16 protein-coding genes are annotated in these 21,293 nt (G+C 39.3%); all 16 read right to left on the bottom strand.

Annotated features, from left to right (window positions below):
• Positions 1–109: 109 nt before the first annotated feature.
• The 16 genes from BPR_RS06565 to BPR_RS06490 all read right to left on the bottom strand — a co-directional run bounded on the left by BPR_RS06565 (position 110) and on the right by BPR_RS06490 (position 21,088).
• Positions 110–751: an RpiB/LacA/LacB family sugar-phosphate isomerase gene (locus BPR_RS06565; protein ID WP_013280681.1), complete on the bottom strand. Its 642-nt coding sequence runs from the start codon at positions 749–751 to the stop codon at positions 110–112.
• A gap of 202 nt (positions 752–953) precedes the next feature.
• Positions 954–1,811, bottom strand: coding sequence for an HAD-IIA family hydrolase (locus tag BPR_RS06560; protein ID WP_013280680.1), 858 nt, complete (start codon positions 1,809–1,811; stop codon positions 954–956).
• A 20-nt stretch (positions 1,812–1,831) separates the two neighbouring features.
• Positions 1,832–3,043 (bottom strand): ion transporter, encoded by a 1,212-nt coding sequence (locus BPR_RS06555; protein WP_013280679.1) that lies wholly within the window; start codon positions 3,041–3,043, stop codon positions 1,832–1,834.
• 30 nt (positions 3,044–3,073) lie between these two features.
• Complete coding sequence (locus BPR_RS19730; protein ID WP_081441750.1) at positions 3,074–5,137, bottom strand: DEAD/DEAH box helicase; 2,064 nt, start codon at positions 5,135–5,137, stop codon at positions 3,074–3,076.
• Positions 5,138–5,240: 103 nt separating this feature from the next.
• A complete protein-coding gene (gene pgsA, locus BPR_RS06545; RefSeq protein ID WP_013280677.1) occupies positions 5,241–5,789 on the bottom strand; it encodes a CDP-diacylglycerol--glycerol-3-phosphate 3-phosphatidyltransferase in 549 nt (182 codons plus the stop codon).
• Positions 5,786–7,141 carry a 30S ribosomal protein S12 methylthiotransferase RimO gene (gene rimO / locus BPR_RS06540; protein WP_013280676.1) on the bottom strand — a complete coding sequence of 452 codons (1,356 nt, stop codon included), beginning with the start codon at positions 7,139–7,141 and terminating at the stop codon, positions 5,786–5,788. The genes pgsA and rimO overlap by 4 nt, the downstream gene beginning before the upstream one ends.
• A 3-nt stretch (positions 7,142–7,144) precedes the next feature.
• Complete coding sequence (rpoZ, locus tag BPR_RS06535; RefSeq protein WP_013280675.1) at positions 7,145–7,417, bottom strand: DNA-directed RNA polymerase subunit omega; 273 nt, start codon at positions 7,415–7,417, stop codon at positions 7,145–7,147.
• 118 nt (positions 7,418–7,535) lie between these two features.
• Positions 7,536–8,159 carry a guanylate kinase gene (gene gmk / locus BPR_RS06530; protein WP_013280674.1) on the bottom strand — a complete coding sequence of 208 codons (624 nt, stop codon included), beginning with the start codon at positions 8,157–8,159 and terminating at the stop codon, positions 7,536–7,538.
• A 38-nt stretch (positions 8,160–8,197) separates the two neighbouring features.
• Positions 8,198–9,085, bottom strand: a complete 888-nt coding sequence (locus BPR_RS06525; protein WP_013280673.1) for a YicC/YloC family endoribonuclease — start codon at positions 9,083–9,085, stop codon at positions 8,198–8,200.
• A 178-nt stretch (positions 9,086–9,263) separates the two neighbouring features.
• Entirely contained in the window at positions 9,264–10,556 is a 1,293-nt protein-coding gene (locus tag BPR_RS06520) for an ATP-binding cassette domain-containing protein (protein ID WP_013280672.1), read from the bottom strand.
• Positions 10,549–12,315 carry an oligopeptide/dipeptide ABC transporter ATP-binding protein gene (locus BPR_RS21570; protein WP_013280671.1) on the bottom strand — a complete coding sequence of 589 codons (1,767 nt, stop codon included), beginning with the start codon at positions 12,313–12,315 and terminating at the stop codon, positions 10,549–10,551. Before BPR_RS21570 ends, BPR_RS06520 begins: the two co-directional genes overlap by 8 nt.
• A gap of 14 nt (positions 12,316–12,329) precedes the next feature.
• The gene (locus BPR_RS06510) at positions 12,330–13,304 is read right to left on the bottom strand and encodes an ABC transporter permease (protein ID WP_013280670.1); all 975 of its coding nucleotides are present in this window, start codon (positions 13,302–13,304) and stop codon (positions 12,330–12,332) included.
• A 15-nt stretch (positions 13,305–13,319) separates the two neighbouring features.
• Positions 13,320–14,897 (bottom strand): ABC transporter permease, encoded by a 1,578-nt coding sequence (locus BPR_RS06505; RefSeq protein WP_013280669.1) that lies wholly within the window; start codon positions 14,895–14,897, stop codon positions 13,320–13,322.
• A gap of 188 nt (positions 14,898–15,085) precedes the next feature.
• Positions 15,086–17,359 (bottom strand): ABC transporter substrate-binding protein, encoded by a 2,274-nt coding sequence (locus BPR_RS06500; RefSeq protein ID WP_013280668.1) that lies wholly within the window; start codon positions 17,357–17,359, stop codon positions 15,086–15,088.
• A 431-nt stretch (positions 17,360–17,790) separates the two neighbouring features.
• Positions 17,791–19,290: a tagaturonate reductase gene (locus BPR_RS06495; protein ID WP_013280667.1), complete on the bottom strand. Its 1,500-nt coding sequence runs from the start codon at positions 19,288–19,290 to the stop codon at positions 17,791–17,793.
• A 115-nt stretch (positions 19,291–19,405) separates the two neighbouring features.
• Positions 19,406–21,088 (bottom strand): AMP-binding protein, encoded by a 1,683-nt coding sequence (locus BPR_RS06490; RefSeq protein ID WP_042256700.1) that lies wholly within the window; start codon positions 21,086–21,088, stop codon positions 19,406–19,408.
• Between the last annotated feature and the right edge of the window lie 205 nt (positions 21,089–21,293).

Raw genomic sequence — 21,293 nt, 5'->3', positions numbered from 1 at the left:
ATATAAGAGGATAGCAAAATATTCCATATAACTAAAATAAGGGCTACCGCAATAAGATTTGATCAACTGATCATCTAAAGCGACAGCCCCATACTTCATATATTATGATTTATGCAAGTATTTCGTGTACAGCAGCCTTGATTCTCTCATCCTTGGCATTTGCATCAAAGTACTCAAGGAAATGCTCACCTGAAAGAGCTCCCTTAACAAGATCTCTGTCAAGCTTATTAAGAATATCTACAACATCCTGGTTGTATGTAACTTTCTTGACTTCATCAAGAATTTTCTTATTTCTCTGCTCAGGAACTGCTCTCTCTCTTGGATATCCCTGTCCTGACTCCTCAGAGAAAAGCTTCTCAAATGTATATTCAAGATTGAGTTCTGCGCCCCATCCTGACTTAAGTGCAAAGTTCATGGCAATAGCGTTACCATCATTGATCTGAGCAAATGTGTAAGCATCAAGAGGATCTGTTACATGACCACAGATAACTCCAGGGAAGCTGTTACAAGCAAGCATAGCGCCCTCTCCTGTTCCGCAGCCGGTAATTACATAATCAACAGCGCCAGAGTTAAGAAGAACACAAGCAAGAATACCATTCTGTACATATGTAAGCTGCGCCTTGTCCTCAGCTGAATACATTCCGTAATTAAACACCTCAAAGCCATGCTTATCAGCAACCTTCTTGAGTGCTCCGTAGATCATCTCATTCTTGGCAGCCTGACTGTTCTCATTAATAAGTGCGATTTTCATTTCATACCTCCGTTGATATTATTCTCATTCATGTGGCATCAGTAGTTTAATGTTCAGACGCACATGGTTTATCGTTTTACTCTCTAGATTATTATAGATTCTTACCTTTCAATCGTCTATTATGCCAAAGGCTTTGTGCAATTTTTTCAAGATTCTCGTCACATTCCTGCCATTCAGAACTGCTCTGAGATTTCCATACAGCCTATCTCAATAGGAGTTTTCCCATCTCACCTATGCCTTCATATACAGCATCAGGCTTAACATCTGACCCTGGTATATCTTCAAGTCCTGCTTCTCCTGTGAGCACCAGAACCCCTTTTGCACCATTCTTAACCCCGGTAGCAACATCTGTATACAGGCGGTCACCTACAAAAGTGATCTTCTCTCTGTCAAAGCCAGTCTTATCAATCACCATATCTACAGTTTCAGAAAAAGGCTTACCTACATACCTTGGCTCTTTTCCCGTAGAAAGAGTAATTGCAGCGCACATCATTCCACAATCAGGGATAAATCCACCCTTAACAGGGCAGTTGATATCAAGATGAGTTGCAAGAAAAAGAGCACCATTTCTAATATATGTACAGGCATTTGTAAGTTTTTCATAAGTAAGAGTCTTATCAAAACCAATTACAACAATATCCGGAATATTCGTGGTATCAGCAGGAACAAAACCTTCATTAACAGGTATCTCCGGCTCAAACAAGTTTATACCGCCCTTTTTGAAATCATCTATTAAAGGCTGTGTTCCAAGCAAATATACACTTTTTCCAGGATAATTACTGTTTAAATATCTGATCATTACATCACCTGATGTCATGATCTGATCCCTTGTTATATGGCAGTTCATTCTGGCAAGTTTCTCAATATAAAGCGCAGGAGACGTCGATGAATTATTGGTAAAAAACAAATAGTCCTTTCCTGCATTTCGAACAGCACTTAGAAAATCCAGTGCACCATCTAAAATATCTTCATCAAGGTAAAAAGTCCCGTCCATATCAAGGACAAAAAGATCTGTTTCATCAAGTATTTTCTTTTTAGTTTCTATATCAAACATACTCATTTTCTAATTACTCTCTATCGTCAGGCAAAATCTCGAATGGAGTGCTTCTCATATAACAGGATCACATCTCCGGCCTTAATGGTAAGATTTCCTCTTGGAATAATTGCCTTTCCTTTTCTTCTGATCATAAAAATATAACTCTGCCTTGAGATGTCAAGGTCTTTGATTGCAACACCATTCCAGGAGTGGCCATCATTTATTGTGATCTCTTTTAGATCAATTGGTTGTATCTCCTTAGTTTTTTCAGCGCACATGACGACAACATCACCGCTTTCAAGAACAGTCTGCCCTCTGGGAATAATTGTATCTTTATCTCTCTGAACAGCAACTATCATGATATCTTTTGGCAGCTGCAGATCAATAATCTTCTTTTTAGTCCAGCTATCTTTATCTGTAAGCTTTATCCTGATAAAATGGATGTTCTCTTCCTCGGCATAATCACCTACAGTCTTAAGCTTCTGATACTGCTCTACGAATCCGGCACTTATGATACCAGTCGGGATAGCAACCATTCCAACACCCAAAAAGCTTATAAGAATTCCAAGTATTTTACCCGCAACGGTTACCGGATATATGTCACCATATCCTACTGTCAAAAGAGTTGATACTGACCACCAGACACCAGAAAAAGCATTTTGGAACACATTCGGCTGTGCATCATGTTCTACACTGTACATGCATAGACTTGACGCCATCATGAGTATCAGAATAATAAATACCGATGCCAGAAGCTGCTGCTTTTTACTTGCAAGAACTTCAGTTATAACGTTTAGCTGATCGTAATAGGAATTGATCCTGAACAGCCTAAGTATTCGAGCAACTCGAAACATTCTGAATACTGCAGAACCTGCAGGAAAGAAAACAGGAAGATAATAAGGCAAAAAAGACAATAGATCTATGATTCCTGTAAACGATAATACATATTTAAATATGGAACGGGATTCAGATAACTTAGGATACAGCTCCTTGGCTGTAAATACTCTCAAAAGATAGTCAATTGCAAAAAAGAACGTTGTAACGCCTTCAATAACAAGGAGGAGCCCTTTATAGTGCTCCTCCATATAATCAAATGTAATTGCAAACGCAGCAAAAAGATTGAGTATAAGTGCGACTATACTCAGTACGTCATAAAAACGGTTTAACGGTTCATCAATGACACCTGTACTGACCATATTAAAGACTTTTGCTCTAAATCTGTTAAAGCTTACCTTCTTCATTTTTGCGTCAGCCATATTATCCCCCGAATCTACGACAGTATTTCTTTATTTCTTGCGTTTACCAAAGCTCTCCATTACAAGGCTGCTTACATCTGCCAGGTAATCAAGGCTTCTCTTTTTATTCTCTGATTTAATAGCCTTCTTGTCAGACTTTGAAACATTCATGGTATCAACATCCTGCTTGTCAGCTTTCTTATGTCTTGGAGTATCCTCCATATACCATGACTTCGTAGAACCTTCCCCTTTGATATTAATGCGTCCTACATTTTCAAATCCGTCGTTACTCTTTCTTGGCTTTCTCTCATACTTCTTATTATCAGAAGTCTTGGATGCATCAGAAGACTTATTGGCATTTTGATCTCTGTCAGCCTTTATGCTCGCAATAAGGTTCTCATCAAGACCTGTATTCTTATTAAAACCATCATGATCGTTTAATGGTTTATTCTTCCTACGTGGCTTAGGGAATAAGTCTTTTTCTTTATCAAAAGACTTGCCTCGTCTGCCACGTGAATCTTTATCATAGCTTTTCCCATCACGGCTACGAGAATCTCTTCCGGACTTTTTGCCATCGCGTTCTCTATCGCCACGACCTCTTTTACCGTCACGGTCTCTGTCAGAACGTCTACCGTCTCGGCCTCTCTCGCCACGTCCTCTTTCACCACGGGTCTTAAAGTCTCTACGGTTCCTGTCACTCTTTTCAAATAGAACAAGATCTTCAAGATCAGCACCCATCTTGAGTTTCATAAAACCGGCTGCAAGCTGCTCTGCTGTATATTCGCCCTCTTCAACCTTCTGATTAACAAATTCAAGAACAGAAGAAATATCACCATTCTCAATAATATCTATTACTTCTGCAAAGACCTTCTGAGACTTAACTCTTGTAATCTCTTTGGCCTTAGGAACGTGCCTCTCTTCAATCTTGGTATGGCAAACCTTCTCGATTTCTCTAAGTTTGTACATCTCACGTCCGCCAACAAGTGTAAAGCTCATGCCGCTTCTGCCGGCTCTTCCGGTACGTCCGATCCTGTGAACATAGTACTCAATATCTTCAGGAATATCATAGTTAAACACTGCTTCTACGCCGCTTACATCTATACCTCTGGCTGCCACGTCAGTAGCAATGAGAATATTGATCCTGCCGTTTCTAAAGAGATTCATTACAGTATCTCTCTGATTCTGAGAAAGATCCCCATGAAGGCCATCAGCTAAATAGCCCTTTCCCTTAAGGCTCTCAGCAAGCTGATCTACCATTCTCTTGGTATTACAGAAAATAAGTGATCTTGCAGGATTATAATAATCCATAAGTCTTACAAGGACATCTTCCTTGAGCTTCTGAGGTACTCTATAGTAAGCCTGTTCAATAGCGGCTACTGTTATTTCCTTAGGAGTCATCTTGATATATTCAGCATCACTCTTCTGATATGTCTTGGTAATCTTGAGAATCGCCTCAGGCATTGTTGCAGAGAAAAGAGCTGTCTGACGCTCCATTGGCATTCCCTGGAGGATAGTCTCAATATCCTCTCTAAATCCCATATCAAGCATCTCATCCGCTTCATCAAGAACGAGGACCTTGACGTCTTTCATCTTCATAGTATGTCTGCGCATATGATCCATAACTCTTCCGGGAGTACCAACAACTATCTGCACGCCATTTGAAAGAGCTTTGATCTGTCTGGAAATATCCTGTCCACCATATACGGCAAGAACTTTGATCCCAAACATGTATTTAGCAAAATCTCTTATGTCATCGGCAGCCTGCATAGCAAGCTCTCTTGTAGGACAAAGGACAACGGCCTGAAGATGCTTATTGGCCGGATCCACCTGATGAAGAAGCGGAATACCAAATGCAGCTGTCTTACCTGTACCAGTCTGTGCCTGTCCTATTATATCTTTTCCCTGTATCATTACAGGAATAGCTGCCTTCTGAATTGGAGACATATACTCAAATCCCATCTCAGAAACAGCTCTTATAATTCTCTCATCCAGTCCTGATTCGTCGTAACGAACCTTATCTTCGTCCTCTTTCTTTGTTTTTTTCTCAGGCTCTTTGATATTTTCTTCCTGAACTTCTGCCTGATCTAATAATTCTTTTTCTAAATCTTTATTCATAAAACTCTCTTTATTTCTTAAAACTATAACAATTACTACAAGCCTCGATATATGAGGCTTTTGAAGTTGCAAAAATCAGAAAAACTGATTGCAACTTCCAATATTACATATCACCGCTCATAACATCTTTGTTCTTGATGATGTAATCGCAAAGAGAAATGATAGTAAGTACCAGTGCGATCCACATGATTATAGTGGTCACGATGTCATAATACGGAACAACAGCCCCCAAATCAGCAATCATAAGAATTACCATTATCATCTGGAATGTTGTCTTAAATTTGCCCCAATAGCTGGCAGCAATAACACGGCCATTGTCAGCTGCTACAAGTCTGAATCCGCTTATAATAAACTCTCTTGCAATAATTATTACAACTACCCATGAAGGAATCTTTCCAAGGTCAATCAGACAAATCATTGCACTGCATACAAGAAGTTTATCAGCCAGAGGATCCATAAACTTACCAAAATCAGTAATAAGGTTATATTTCCTGGCAATCTTGCCATCAAGCATATCCGTCAGGCTGGCAATGATAAAAATTGCCAGTGAAATCCATTTAAACAAATCATTTCCGGGACTAAGAAGCAAAAAAACTACAAAAAATGGAATCAGTATAACTCTAAGAACGGTCAGCTTGTTTGGTAAATTCATGTTGTTTCCTCCCCAATCAGATCATACTCATTAGATCCTGTGATCAATACTTTTATATAATCACCGGTCATAAGTTCTCTCTTTACACCGGTGACAAATACATACCCATCAATGTCGGGGGCATCCTTATAGGTTCTGGCGACATAAGAAAAGCCTTCTTCATCGTCAGTATCTGTAATTCTTCCCTCAATAACAGCCTCTACAATCTTGCCTACCATATTCTCAGCATTTTCAAAAGCAATTTCCTGCTGAAGACGCATAAGCTTGTTACGCCTTGTGTTCTTGACTCTCTCAGTAACCTGATCCGGCATAGTAGCTGCAGGAGTATCTTCTTCCTGTGAATAAGTAAACACTCCAAGTCTGTCAAATCTAAGATCTTCAACAAGCTTGAAAGTCTCATTATGATCAGCCGCTGTTTCTCCCGGGAATCCGCTTATGAGAGTTGTTCTGATACAAATATCAGGTATTTCCTCTCTAAGGTGCTCAACAAGTGCTCTTATTTCTGCATTATTAGTACGTCTTCCCATTAACTTCAGAATTCTGTCAGAACCAGACTGAATCGGGATATCCAAATAATGACAGATCTTGGGCTCAGTCTTGATTGTCTGGATAAGCTCCTCTGTTATTTCCTCAGGATAGCAGTAAAGAATCCTGATCCATTTAAATCCGTCTATCTCACAGAGCTTATGGAGAAGTTCCGGAAGCTTTTTCTCTCCATAAAGATCTGTTCCATAAAGTGTTGTCTCCTGTGCTACCAGTAAAAGCTCTGTAACACCGGCTTCTGCAAGATTTCTGGCATCTGCCAGGAGCTGTTCCATAGGAACACTTCTGTAAGCACCTCTTACCTTAGGAATAATGCAGTATGTGCAGTGCTTGTCGCACCCTTCAGCTATCTTGAGATAGTTGTAAAGGCCTCCGGTAGTGATGACTCTCTTCTTGCCACCAATCGGCTTTCTGTTAACATCATCAAAATAATTCTTGTGTGAAAAAAGCTTATTTCTCTCGATAGTTTCATCAAGAGCCTCTATTATCTTATCTGTAGAGGATACGCCTAATATCTCATCAACTTCAGGAATCTCATCCTGAATCTCTTCTTTATAACGCTGAGCAAGACATCCTGTAACAATAAGCGCTTTAAGCTGACCGGACTTTCTCCGCTCAGCAAGTTCTAAAATAGTATTAATGCTCTCTTCTTTTGCATCATTTATAAAGCAGCAGGTGTTAACAACTGCTGCTTCTGCTTCCTGTTCATCATCAGTAAAGTTGTGACCACGGTCAGCCAGCATCCCCAGCATAACCTCAGTATCAACTCTATTCTTGTCACATCCAAGTGACACAAATAAAATCTTCATATATTACTCGTTCTCTGTAGCCTCTGTCTGGATTTCTTCCTTCTCCTCGTCAGTAAGAATACGGAGTGTATCCTGGTTCATCTCATCAACAGCAATTGAAAGAGGCTTCTGCTTGTCCTTAACCTTAACCATTGGCTCATCACCGGCAATGATCTGTCTTGCTCTCTTTGCAGTAGCCATAACTACTGAATATCTTGAGCTGATAACAGGCTCCTCGCCCTCTTCAACTCCCTTGTTAACAACCTTCATAAGATCAACATAAGATGGGTGTATCATATTAAATCCTTTCCTGCGTCTTACGCATACACATTACATAAATATAGTATAAAACACGTAATAAGTGTAATATCTAACAAATTAAAACTTACTGAAATATCAATAAATAAAAGTATTCTCAATTCAAACCATTGAGTTCTTCTCTTACCTTACTGATAAACTCCATATTCCTGTCAGGAGTACCATGAGCTGCTGTAATGATTCCATGGACGCTCTCGACAGCATCTTCTAGTTTATCATTAATTACTATATAATCATAGTTCTCAATTCCAACAGACTCTTCTACTGCCCTCTTCAGTCTCTGCCTGATAACTTCGTCAGATTCTGTGCCTCTGCCACGAAGTCTCTTCTCAAGTTCAGCTGCAGAAGGTGGCATAACAAACAATAGAACTGCATCAGGATACTGCTCCTTAACCTGAAGAGCACCCTGGATCTCTATTTCTAGTATAACATCAATTCCAGCATTAAGCTTATCTTCAACAAATTTTCTGGGTGTGCCATAGTAATGATTAACATAACCGGCATGTTCGATAAGTCCATTGTCAGCAATGAGTTTCTCAAACTCTTCGTTGCTTACAAAGAAGTATTCTCTTCCATTAACTTCTCCAGGTCTGGGATCTCTGGTAGTTGCTGAAATTGAAAGCGCATACTGATCATACTTAGCAGTAAGAGCCTTCATTATAGTGCCTTTTCCTGCACCGGAAAACCCTGAAACAACAATAATAATACCTTTACGATTCATTTGTAATACTCACATTCTAATAGATTATTTATGACATATCATTCGATATTCTGAATTTGTTCTCTGACCTTCTCAATGTCAGTCTTAAGTGCTATTCCTCTGTCAGAAATCTTAAGATCTGTTGACTTGGATAGAATTGTATTAGCCTCTCTGTTCATCTCCTGAGCAAGGAAATCAAGCTTTCTGCCGATGCCATCCTTGTCATCGCCCTTAAGTAGTGCTTCCTTGGTAGCCTTAATATGGCTACGAAGTCTTGTAAGTTCCTCATCAACGCAGACCTTGTCTGCATAAATAGTAACTTCCATAGCAAGTCTGTTCTCATCAACCTGCTTATCCTCGAGTAAATCTGCAATTTTCTCTCGTAGCTTAGTCTTATATTCCTGAATGATTTCCGGAGAACGTTCTGTAATATATTCCACGTTTTCCATCATTCCGTCAAGCTTTTCTGATAAATCTTTTGAAAGAAATTCTCCTTCCTTCATTCTGGATTCCAAAAAAGCTTTACCTGCACCATTTATTGCCTTGCTTAATCCGCTCCATACTTCCTCTTCATCAAGTTCTTCCTCTTCCATGGTAAAAACCTCAGGAAATCTTGAAAGCACAGAAATCCTTACATCATTATCAAGGCCAAAATCGGAAGACATTTCCTTTAAGTAATTATAATACTCTTCCGCAATAGCTTTATTATATTTTACTCTGGAATCTGATTCAGAAAAATCTTCATAGCTTATGAATACATCAACCTTACCACGTTTCATATAGCTCTTGAGTTCAGAACGAATAGCTGATTCAAATGCATTGAATTTCTTTGGCATCTTAAGGCCAAGATCCAAATATCTGTTATTAACAGATTTGAGTTCAACAGTGTACTTACGCTGTCCCTCAGTAACTTCACATCTACCAAAGCCAGTCATACTGCAAACCATATTATTAATCTCCTAATCATATTATTAGAATTGCATTGTAACACTCGTTTTCTTGGCAATTCTACATAACATAATATAGCGCAAAATTAAGGCCAATGTCAACAAAGTCCCCATTACTGCGGCTTTTGTCATCGGCCTTAATTAAGAAATTCTATGAAATTATATCCGGATCACTCTATCACAGTGATGCTAATATCAGCAATATACCAAACACTACTATGATAGCCAAAAGAACTAACAATCCAATAATAGCACCCTTCTTACACCTCTTGTAATTACGGATGTAATTCATCTTTCTGAATACAAAGGCTGCAATAATGCCAAGTACAGGAAGGAAGAATGAAAGAACTGACAGCCAGATGCTTCCTGTATCATGTATAGGAGTACTGAGAATCTCGCTGCTTCCTGTATCTTCTGATTCCATAAACTCAGTATTCTTAGCCATCTGCTTCTGAGCTTCCTCAGGATCAATTCTAACAGCCTGAATTGGTTTATTCTCATCTCGAAGCTTCTTATACTCTTCGATTTCTTTCTTGTTACCATATACAAGATGATTATGTCCGATATCAACAAGCTCAGGCTTATCAACTGAATAATCATGAACTGAAGGATCATAAGCAAAAAGAACCTTGTTCTTCTCAAGTCTCGGATCAGGAATAGGTACTGCTGAAATAAGAGACTTGGTATATGGATGAAGCGGATACTGGAAGAGTTCTTCAGTATCTGCAATCTCAACGATGTTACCCTTATAAATAACACCAATACGATCAGAAATAAATCTTACGATTGAAAGGTCATGTGCAATAAAGAGATATGATACTCCTCTTTCTCTCTGGAACTTCTTGAGAAGGTTCAGGACCTGCGCTCTGATAGAAACATCAAGGGCAGAAATAGGCTCATCTGCTACTACAAGTTCAGGTTCCATGACCATCGCTCTTGCAAGACCGATACGCTGTCTCTGTCCACCAGAGAACTCGTGAGGATAACGAGTAAGGTGCTCCGGAAGAAGTCCAACCTCTTCGATCATCTTCTCAACCTTCTGAACTCTGTCAGCTTCATTCTTGAAAAGATGGAAGTTATAAAGACCTTCTGAGATGATATAGTCAACAGTTGCTCTCTCATTAAGAGATGCAGCAGGATCCTGGAATACCATCTGAATATTTCTAATAACCTCTCTATCAAGAGATTTAGAAATATTACCGGATATTTTAACGCCCTTATACTGAATCTCACCAGCTGAACAAGGGTTAACCCTGATTACTGCACGACCGATTGTAGTCTTACCAGATCCAGACTCACCTACAAGTGAGAAGGTCTCGCCCTTGTAAATATCAAAGCTTGCATCTTTAACAGCTTTGAAAGCGTTGTCTCCCTTTCCAAAAGTAATATCAATATTCTTAACAGAAAGGAGTACTTCTTTGCCTGTCTCAGGATCTATTGGTCCATGCTCAGGAAACTGATTATTAGGCATTTTCTGAAACCTCCGTAATATTGTAAATCTTCATAAACTTCTCATGAATATCCCGGATAATTTCCGGCTTTTCAATCTTAGGTGCCCTTGGATCGAGAAGCCATGTCTTAGCATAATGAGTATCACTTACCTTGAACATAGGTGGTTCCTCAATAGTATCAATCTTAAGGCAATATGGATTACGAGGAGCAAAAGCATCACCTGTAATCTTGTTGTAAAGTGATGGTGGTGTTCCTGTAATTGAGTACAGTTCTGTATCCTTCTGTGCAAGCTGAGGAAGTGAAGACAAAAGAGCCCATGTATATGGATGTCTGCTATCGTAGAATACATCCTCAACGGTTCCAAGCTCAACGATCTGTCCACCATAAATAACTGCAACTCTGTCTGCAATATTAGCAACAACACCAAGGTCATGTGTAATGAATACGATAGTGTAGTTATATTCCTTCTGAAGATCCTTGAGAAGCTGAAGTATCTGTGCCTGAATTGTAACGTCAAGAGCAGTAGTAGGCTCATCACAGATAAGGATCTTAGGCTGACATGAAAGAGCAATTGCTATAACAATACGCTGTCTCATACCGCCTGAATACTGGAATGGATAATCATCGTAACGCTTCTCAGCATTAGGAATACCAACCTTCTTCATGATCTCGATTGCTCTCGCTCTAGCCTCTACCTCTGAAACATTCTGATGCTTCATAATAATTGAAGAAATCTGCTTACCAATTGTTATAATTGGGTTAAGAGAGGTCATAGGATCCTGGAATACTGTAGCAATCTTCTTACCACGAGTCTGTCCCCAGTCACTTGGATCTGTTACTCTTGCAAGGTTGATGAAAATCTTACCTGAAAGCTTAGTTTCAGCTTCATCTACAAGCTTGCAATACATAACATTATCAAAGATCTTAATCTTTGTCTCTTCATCAGCAATATTCTCGCCAAGTTTAAGCGCTTTCTTAAAGTCGTTAAGAATTCTGCTGACATATTTTCTTCTTGTAGTATATTTGAATCTACCAACTGAAAGGTATATCTCCTTACCAAGTACAGAGTTTCTATCCATCTGTTCCTTGGTTATAGGCTTGGATATATCAAGCTTATACTGAGCCTTGAGAGCTGCAAGCTTCTTTTCGTACTCATTAAGGTATGTAGCATCAGAAGATACTTCTTCCTTATGCTTCTGAATAAGATCATTTCTTTCCTTCTGAATCTTGGCAATCTCATCCTCAAAAGCCTTGATTTTTCTCTCAGATTCCTTGATCTTATCCTTTTCCTTCTTGGTATCATAAGTCTGTTTGAGGTTAAACTCTTCAGTCTTCTTGAACTTAAGATCATTGATCTTATTGTTAAACTCCTCATCCTGTTCATCAGAAAGAGTCTCTTTGGCTCTCTTTTCTGACTCGAGGTCAAGAATCTGTCTGTATGTATCAGCACCAGACTCAAGAGCTGAGTATGTGTTGAGCTTGTCAATAATTCTTGCAAGTTCTCTCTTACCGGATGCATTAAGAGTAACAATTGTATTGGATAATTCTTCATCATTAAAGATGATATCACCGTTACTGATAAAACCATTAGTCTCAAGCATTCCTGCGAAAGTCTTGGTAAATACAGACTTACCTGATCCTGACTCACCAACGATGGCAATGGATTCATTCTCGTAAATATCAAGTGAAATTCCACGTATAGCTGTAAGGATTCGTCCTCTTACACGGAATTTAACTTCCAAATCTTTAACTGATAATAATACTTTCTTATCTTCCATTTTCTTGTTTTTCCTTACATATGTGTTCTAGGGTCAGATGCGTCACCCAAATTCTGTCCTGTTACATAAAGAGCAACTGTAATGATTGAAGCAATAACTACAGGACTCCAGAACTCAAACTGCCAACCAGGAGTTACCATAGCACTCTCAGCTTCATAGATAAGTCGTCCAAGAGACATATCAGACATACCCATTCCGATATAAGCAAGGAAAACCTCATATCCGATATATGATGGAATCTCAACTGCAAGCAGTGTAACTATAACTGATGTCATGAAAGGCAGAATGTTTCTGGTAGCAATTCTGGTAAGTGGTGTTCCAAGACATTTACTTGCAAGGTTGTACTCTCTGTCTCTGATAATAATAACCTGTGTTCTGATAAAGTAAGCAATGAAAAGCCATCCTGTAATAGTCAGTGCAAATACCATTGACCAAAAGCTTGGTGAAAGAATAAGTACAAGTACTGATATAAGAAGAATCTGAGGAACGTTACCAACGATGTTGTAAACCTCTACCATAAAGATATCAATTTTCTTGGAAAATCCCCAAATAGCTCCTACAAATACACCAACAGTAAGGTTGATCGCTGCACAGACAAAGGCAAGTGAAATAGAAATTCTTGAACCTGTCCAGATGGCATCAAATGTTGACTGTCCTGATGCACCGGCACCAAGAATCCAGTGTATGTTGTAACCAAACTTCTTCATAGCAGCCCCCGGCATCAGGTGCTTAGCTGTAGAATCCATAAGATTACCGAATCTGTCATATTCGATAACTGAAGGATAAATATATGCAAACAATAATACAAAAGCAAGTATTGAAAGAATAACAATGTTAACTTTATTTCTAAAGAACACTCTGAATACTGACTTCCAATATGAATATCTTGGAGCCGTAATCTTCTCTGAATCAAGGCTGTTATGGTCTACCAGAGAAAAGAGCTCTTCATCGGTCATTCCTTCTACTGTAAATAAATCTTTATTTTCCATTATCTTAAATTCTCCTTACCTGGCTTTTCCTGAATAGTTGATTCTAGGATCAACAACAGAAATAAGTACGTCACCAGAAATCATACTAACTACAGAAAGAAGTGCATAGAACAATGTTACACCAACAATAACACCATTATCATACTGGTTGATAGCAACAGTAAGAAGGTTACCAGCACCTGGAACTACGTATACACGCTCTGTAATAATAGCTCCTACAACTGCTCCAAGGATACCTGCAGGTATTCCATGAACAATCGGAATTGAAGCATTCTTAAGAATATGTTTTCTGAAAATCTCGCCTTCTGTAAGGCCTCCTGACCTTGCGAACTTAACATAATCAGAGTTCATCTGATCGATCATGTATCTACGAAGCCACTTCATAGTATCTGCAATAGGTCTGAGTGCAAGTGAAATTATAGGAAGTACATATACAAGTCTGCTTGTGGATTCGATATCAAATGTAGTAGGGAATCCAAGTTTTCCGCCGATAGCTTTAAACAGGAAAATATAGGCCAGTGAAGGAACCGCTGTAATAAACATGATATATCCGGTTCCAAGCTTATCTACAAACTTATCTTTATGTCTTGCCATCAAGATACCAAGAGGAATACCAATCAGGTACATAAGAAGAACTGAAACGATACCGATTGAGAATGAATATCCCATCTTGGACTTACCATTCTTAATTGTATTAACGCTTGTATAATCATCAGTAAATCTATCAGCATTAACCTTGTTAGTTTCTCTTGAACCATATGCGAAAACAGCAGTATGAAGGTCATCTGCAGATTCCTCTGTAAGACCGGTAGGGAATGTAGTTGTCTGCATTACATATGAACCCTGTCTCTTGGTCATAGTGTCAAATACATCAATGCCGGCATTAACCGCATACGACTTACCAAGATTAAGTGTCAAAAGGTTCTGATGTATGAATGGGAACTTATTGTCTGTATAAATAAGATATTTGTGATAAGTTCCATTTCCTATAACTGCAGGAGCAAACTTATCTCCTCCATATACTGGATCATGAAGAGTAAATGTGAGCTTTCTCTCTCCTATATCTATATCTTCATCAACGAAATGAACATTATCAACAGTAAATAAACCTGTAATATATGTAATCAGTCTGTGCGTGATAGGATAATCCTTGGACGCAAAAAGCTGCTGTGCTCCACCGTTAGCGTATTTCTTAGGTGATACCATAATGGCATTACATCTGGTTACAGTGTATCCATTAGCATCACAGTATTCCTGAAACTTCTGAACATACTCAGCTGTAAGTTCACTATCATTCTCAGGCTTCTTACCAATTGAGGCAGCCTTAACTCTGGTCTCCTCGTCTAATTCTCCCTGTTCCTGGAGCATGATCAAATAATCCTGATATGTGAGAAGATCCAAATACCCATACTCCTCCCACTTTCTGTACATATAGGCAGTCTTCTCGTTATTGCCATAGTTCTTGAAGACATTATCCTGAGCAAAGATCAGGTTTCTGTCCAGCATGGTATAGATCATTATCATTACAATAGCAACAACAATGAATGATGAAATTATTCCATGCAATAGTCTTTTCAATACATACTTAGTCATAGCTTTTTCCCTTTGTGGTACATATTATTGTATAGCTGAAATATCTATGTTTATAAAAATTTTATAATTAAATACACAGCCACAACATTATACAACATAATGGAGAAAGTGGGAAGGTCTTTTTCCCACTTTCTCCAATTTATTTGCAATGCCTTATTACAAATTAAATCAGAATTTAAAGAGTATTATTAGAATACTCCAAGGCTCTTAACCATGTATCCTGCATAATCAGGAAGCATTGTGTCAAGATATGTCTGAGGATCACCATAGTCAGGGCCCCATCCGGAAACGTCCATCATATCAGCGTTCATCTCATAGCCATACTCTGGATAGTAACCAGCATAGAGCCAGTCATCCTGAGATTCGCAAGAAATAAGGTTAACTACTACCATTCCATCAAGAGATGTCTCGACAGACTGCTTAAGAACGTTTGCTCTGTTTGTATAAACCTCAGAACCTGAGAAGTAAGGAAGGTCGATCTGGATTGGATTCTCCTTAGAAACTTCTACGCCCTGCTTAGCAAGCTCTTCTACAGCCTTAGCAAGATTTTCCTTAGCATATGTAGGATTGTACCATCCGTCATATCCGTCAGATGATCCAACACCATCAGCAGCCTCTGCATCCCAAGCCTTAACCTGGATTCCATCAGCATCAAGCTGAGCCTGTACGATCTCACCGAAGTATGTTCCCTCAGCAAATGTTGTTGCTGTTCCGTTAATATCAATTGTAACTTCCTCAGGAAGTGTTACGAATGTACCAGGAGTGTAAGAGTTTCTAAGGTTATTAAGCTTGAGATCCTCACCCTCTCTCTGAGCATTGTAAGAAGCTCTGTCAAGTGAAGTTACAACTGCAAGTCTGAAGTTATGGTTCTGCATAGCGATAGCTGTTCTCTGTCCGTCCCATACAGTCTTCTCAGACTTAGTTACTGTAGCATCGTTGAAGTTTGCAAATCCCTTACGGTTTGTATTAAGGAATCCGCAGAATGTTGTAGCATCTGTATCTGTTACAACTGCATATTTATCAAAGTTACCATCAGCCTTAGCAGACTCGATTGTTGAAGTGTTAAGTCCTACAGAAGTAATTGTTCCGGCAACACAGTCATTGTATGCCTTAGTTACGTCTGTACCATCCTCAAATACCCAGTTAAGAGTCTTGATGTTCTGGTTATCTTTGTTCCAGTATGAAGGGTTAGCCTTCATAACGATTGAGTTATTCTCTGTAAAGCTTGTTACAAGGAATGGTCCGCAGTATGCGATGTGGTCAGGATCTGTACCATAGTTACCAGAACCTGTTCCCTGGCCAAACTGTCCGCCCTGTCCTTCATAGTATGTTCTTGAAAGAGGTGCGAATACGCCATAGCTGAGCATTGTAAGGAAGTAAGGTGTCTTCTGCTCAAGTGTGTACTCAAGTGTGTAATCATCAATTGCCTTAACACCAACTGTTGAGAAATCAGTTGACTCGCCGTTGATATATGCATCAGCTCCAACGATAACGCCCTGAACGAGGTACTCAAGACCACCCATAGCGTCCATCATGTGCTGCATACCAGCTACAAAGTCATCAGCTGTAAGATCAGCTACTTCTCTACCCTGTGAATCAACCCACTTAACACCTTCACGAATCTTGAATGTGTATGTAAGTCCATCCTCTGACTCTTCATAGCTCTCTGCAAGTGCAGGCTGCTGAACGTTCTCTACGTCATACTCTAAAAGTCCGTCATAGAGGTTTACAAGCTTCTCAGAATCAGCTGCTCTTGATGTAGCAAGAACGTCCCAAGTCTTAGGATCACTTGTATTAGGATAGTTAAAGGTATCTGTAAGTGTATAACCTTTCTCTTCAAGGTACTTCTTAGCTTCTGCCTGATATGTACCTGTTCCTCTAAGGTCATTCAGTTTGCTCTTCAGCTCAATGTAATCATCAGCTGAAACGAAATCTGTAGTAGCAAGTACATTGTGGAAACGCATATCATCGTTGCCCCAAAGAGTATTTGTTACTGATCCTGGAATGTGACGTCTGAGTGCATAGTTACCACCACGTGTTGAAAGTGGAATAAATACGCCTGAGCCAAGAAGCTTAGCTTCTGCAACACCCATAAGAGCATAACGCTCAGCGATATTGTCTGTTGCAAGAGCCTTCTGATACTCTTCATTGAACTCGCCAAGAATTCTGTTATAAACCTCTGATGATTCTGTCTGGTAGCTGTCAACATCCCAAAGCTCTGAATAAGCATCAGCAGCAAGACGTGTGTCTGGCTCAACGCCTACAAGAGATGGAAGGTTTGCATCAGCTTCCTCAGTTGCAGCAGCTTCTGTTGTCTCAGTTGCAGCAGCTTCTGTTGTTTCTGTTGTCTGCGCAGGTGTATCTGTCTGTGCAGGAGCTTCTGTCTTGCCGCATCCAGCCATAAGTGTAGCTGTCATAGATGTAGCAGCAAGTAAAGCGATTACTCTGTTGTACTTCTTCATAATCTTCCTCCATTTTTAATAAGAAAATATATAAAAATAGCTATCTGCATCGTGAAGATACAAATAGCATTTTTATTACTAATAAGTGTTCCCCACATTCATCAACGTAAAAACGTCATTGTTTCTACCGTTTTTCAATCTTGTATACAATTATACTACCCACAATAAAATAAATCAATAACTGTATGCTTTTTCCCTATAACGATTTCTTATAGCTTTGGATAGCTTTTCGTTAAGTTAAAGTTTAACAGTTTAAAGCGTTGTGTTGTTACAATAATAAACCATGTTGATTAATTTTGCTACAATTTTTTTACAAAAACTTTATTTTTGTAATATCGTTCTTGACCAAAATCAAAAAAGGAGCTCCGAAAACTACTTCGGAGCCCCTAAAAATAATCAAAAATCTTAATTTCAGTACAGGTTAAAAATCATCAAAGACAGCTTGCGTAAGCCTTTTCAGCACCCTCTGTGTGAATCATCTTAAGATCAGCTACTACCGCATCAGTAAGACCATCAATCTTGTTAAGATCCTGATCCCACATTTTCTCATTGCCAAGAACAGCTTTTACAAGTTCCTCTTCTGACTCGCCCTTGTGCTCATAGAAGAACTCAAGTGCCCATCTGTCATCACTTACAGTATATGTATTACCAGCAGGTCTCTTACATACAAGTCCTGCATCTGTAAGTTCCTGAATATCATTTGAATAAAAAGCAATATAAGCAGCAAGTGACATAGTAAGGCATACAGGAAGTTTGCCATTTTTGTCAATATACTGAAGGAATGAAGGCATATTTCTAGCCTTCCACTTACTTGTTGAGTTAAGTGAAATAGACATAAGTTCATGATTTACAAAAGGATTGTTAAAACGATCCTTAACAGCTGCAGCAAATGCATTAAGATCATTTTCATCAAGGTGGTCTACAAGTGTAGGAATAACCTCTTCATTGAGCATCTTGTTCATGAAGCCTGCAACATTATCGTTATGCATACAGTCACGTACAATATCAAAGCCTGCAAGGTATGCGCCAAGAACAAATCCTGTGTGAGCTCCGTTGAGGATACGAACCTTACGGTGCTTGTATGGCATAACGTCAGGAACAACATGTACATTTACTCCGGCTTTCTTGAAAGGAAGTCTATCCTCAAGTCCCTCTGGTCCTTCAATGATCCAGACACCGAAAATCTCACCTACATCGATAAGTTCATCGTGATATCCGTTAATCTTCTCAAGTTCTTCTACTTCCTTAGGATCACGGATTCTTCCCGGAACAATTCTGTCAACAAGAGTTGAGCAGAAAATATTCTCCTCATTAACCCATGTCTTGAAGCTTTCCTCAAGCTGCCACTGGTCGATATACTGATTTACGCATTTAAGAAGCTCTTTACCATTATTGTCAATGAGCTCGCAGGAAAGAACTACTACACCCTTCTTGCCAGCCTTATATCTTGTATAAAGAACCTGAGTAAGCTTGCCAGGGAAACTGTTAGCAGGTACATCCTCAAATTTGCATGATGGATCATAAGCAATACCGGCCTCAGTTGTATTGGAAGCAATAATATCAAGGTCATCAGATGCTGCAATAGCCATCATCTTGTCATAATCAGCCTTATCATAAGGATTGAGGCAACAATCTACAGCAGAAATAACTCGCTTGGCATCTACCTTCTCTCCGTTCTCACTGCCACGAAGATAAAGAGTATAAAGGCCTTCCTGCTTGTTAATAAGCTCTGTAAGTCCCTGTGCTATAGGCTGAACAAGAGCAACCTTGCCGTTAAAGCCAGCCTTCTCATTACTGATATCAAAAAAGTAGTCAACAAAGGCTCTCATAAAGTTTCCTTCACCAAACTGAAGAACTCTTACAGGTGCTTCTTTGCAAACGTAGCCTTCATAGCCAGATTTAGCCAATACATCATAGTTTAATAAATCCATTCCAAATATCCTCCTAATTCGTAAGCGCTTACAAAACGCTAAGAAAAGATTATTTACTAACAATGTTATAGCATATTTATGTAAGCGTTTACAATACCTAAAATAAAAAAATGGATTACTTTTGATAATCCATTTTTCTTATCATAGCTCTGCTGATCTTACCATTAGTAGTTCTGGGAAGATCTGTAGCAAAACAAATTTTGCGTGGATATTTGTAAAGAGCTACTCTTTCTCTTACAAAATTCTGTATTTCATTCTGCAAAGTCGCGCTTGGTAAATAGCCATCATTTAAAATAATACTAGCCTTCACCAAAGTCCCTCTGTTTTTTGACGGATATCCCGTTACAGCACACTCAAACACTGCAGGATGCTTCATTATCACATCTTCCACTTCCGATGGTCCGATGCGATAACCGCTTGATTTGATCACGTCATCATTTCTTCCTAGGAAAAAGAAATTTCCCTTCTCATCCATGATTGCTCTGTCTTTTGTATGGTATATACCGCCTCGCCATACTTCTTCATACTGCGTTTTATCTCCAAGGTATCCCTTAAATACCCCCATAGGCAGAATGCCACGTACTTTAGGTATGATCACAATTTCGCCTTCCGTTCCGTAAGAAACTTCCTCGCCTTCTTCATCGACTATCCTGATATCGTATAACGGCGAAGCCTGGCCAATTGAGCCTTTAATTTGCTCTTTTCCTACAGGCGTACATATTTGAAGGGCCGTCTCAGTCTGGCCAAAGCCTTCTCTGACGATAAGCCCAGTCTTTTCTGTAAATTTTCTCGCCACTTCAATCGGCATGGGCTCCCCGGCAGTTGTAACCTCCTTAAGAGATGAAAGATCATAGTTAGTCATGTCTTCAAGAATCAGGTACTTGTAGATTGTAGGAGGCGCACAAAATGATGTTATTTTTTCTTTTTCCAAGAGACTAAGGATATCCCATGCGTAAAACTGCTCATAATCATATACCATTACTGCACTTCCAACAAACCACTGACCGTAGAGCTTACCCCAGGCAGATTTGGCCCAGCCTGAATCTGCAACTGTCAAATGAAGTCCGTTATCCTGGGCTCCGTGCCAGTTTTTGGCTGTATAAATGTGAGCAAGCGGATATGAATGATCATGAATAACCGCCTTGGGTGCCCCGTTTGTACCTGATGTGAAATAATATAGCATGTCATCATGAACATTCGTAGAGACTCTTTCGAAATAGTCCTCAGCATCTTCTATCAGTTCGGAAAAAGAAAGCGCATCCTCATATCTGTCCCCCACCACTATCTGCAGGACTTTTTCTTTATTTTTGCCGGTAAAAGAGCTATCACCTGCCAAAACTATTGCTTCTCTTACTTTGTCACAGATGTCATCTGAATTAACGCAGATTATGGCTTTGGTACATGACATGCTGACCCTATCCGCAATATCCCTTGCAGATACCATATGAGAGGTCGGAATTGCAACTGCTCCAAGCTTATGAAGAGCGATGATACTGATCCAAAATTCATAGCGTCTCTTTAAGAGGAGCATAACCTTATCTCCCCTGGCTATTCCCAGAGAATTTAGCATATTAGCAGCTCTATCAGACATATTTTTAATATCTGCAAAGGTAAACCGCCTCACTTCCCCGGTAGTGCTCTTATGTACAAGAGCAAGCTTACCCGGTTCTGCTTCCGCATATTTATCTACCACGTCATAAGCAAAATTAAAACTATCATCATATATAAACTCAACATCTGTAATTTTGCCATTTTCATCTTTTTTCTCTTTATAAAAATTCGTGTATAAGCCAGACATTCTGTCACCCTCTAAACCCTGAAACTCTTTATGCAAAAAGCGCACAATTAGTGCTCATATCATATTTATAAATTAGTATCCGATACTCCTGAATTTCGTATAACGCTCGTCTATAAGCCTGTCTGTCCGAATATTCATAAGCTCTTAACCTGCGTATATATTTCAGCAGAAAACTTATCCCATTCTTTATTAGTACAGATCTTAT

This window comes from Butyrivibrio proteoclasticus B316 (genome assembly GCF_000145035.1).
GTDB classification, from domain to species: Bacteria; Bacillota; Clostridia; order Lachnospirales; family Lachnospiraceae; genus Butyrivibrio; species Butyrivibrio proteoclasticus.
Note: the sequence above shows the minus strand (reverse complement) of the source record. Positions and strands in the feature narration are given on the sequence as shown.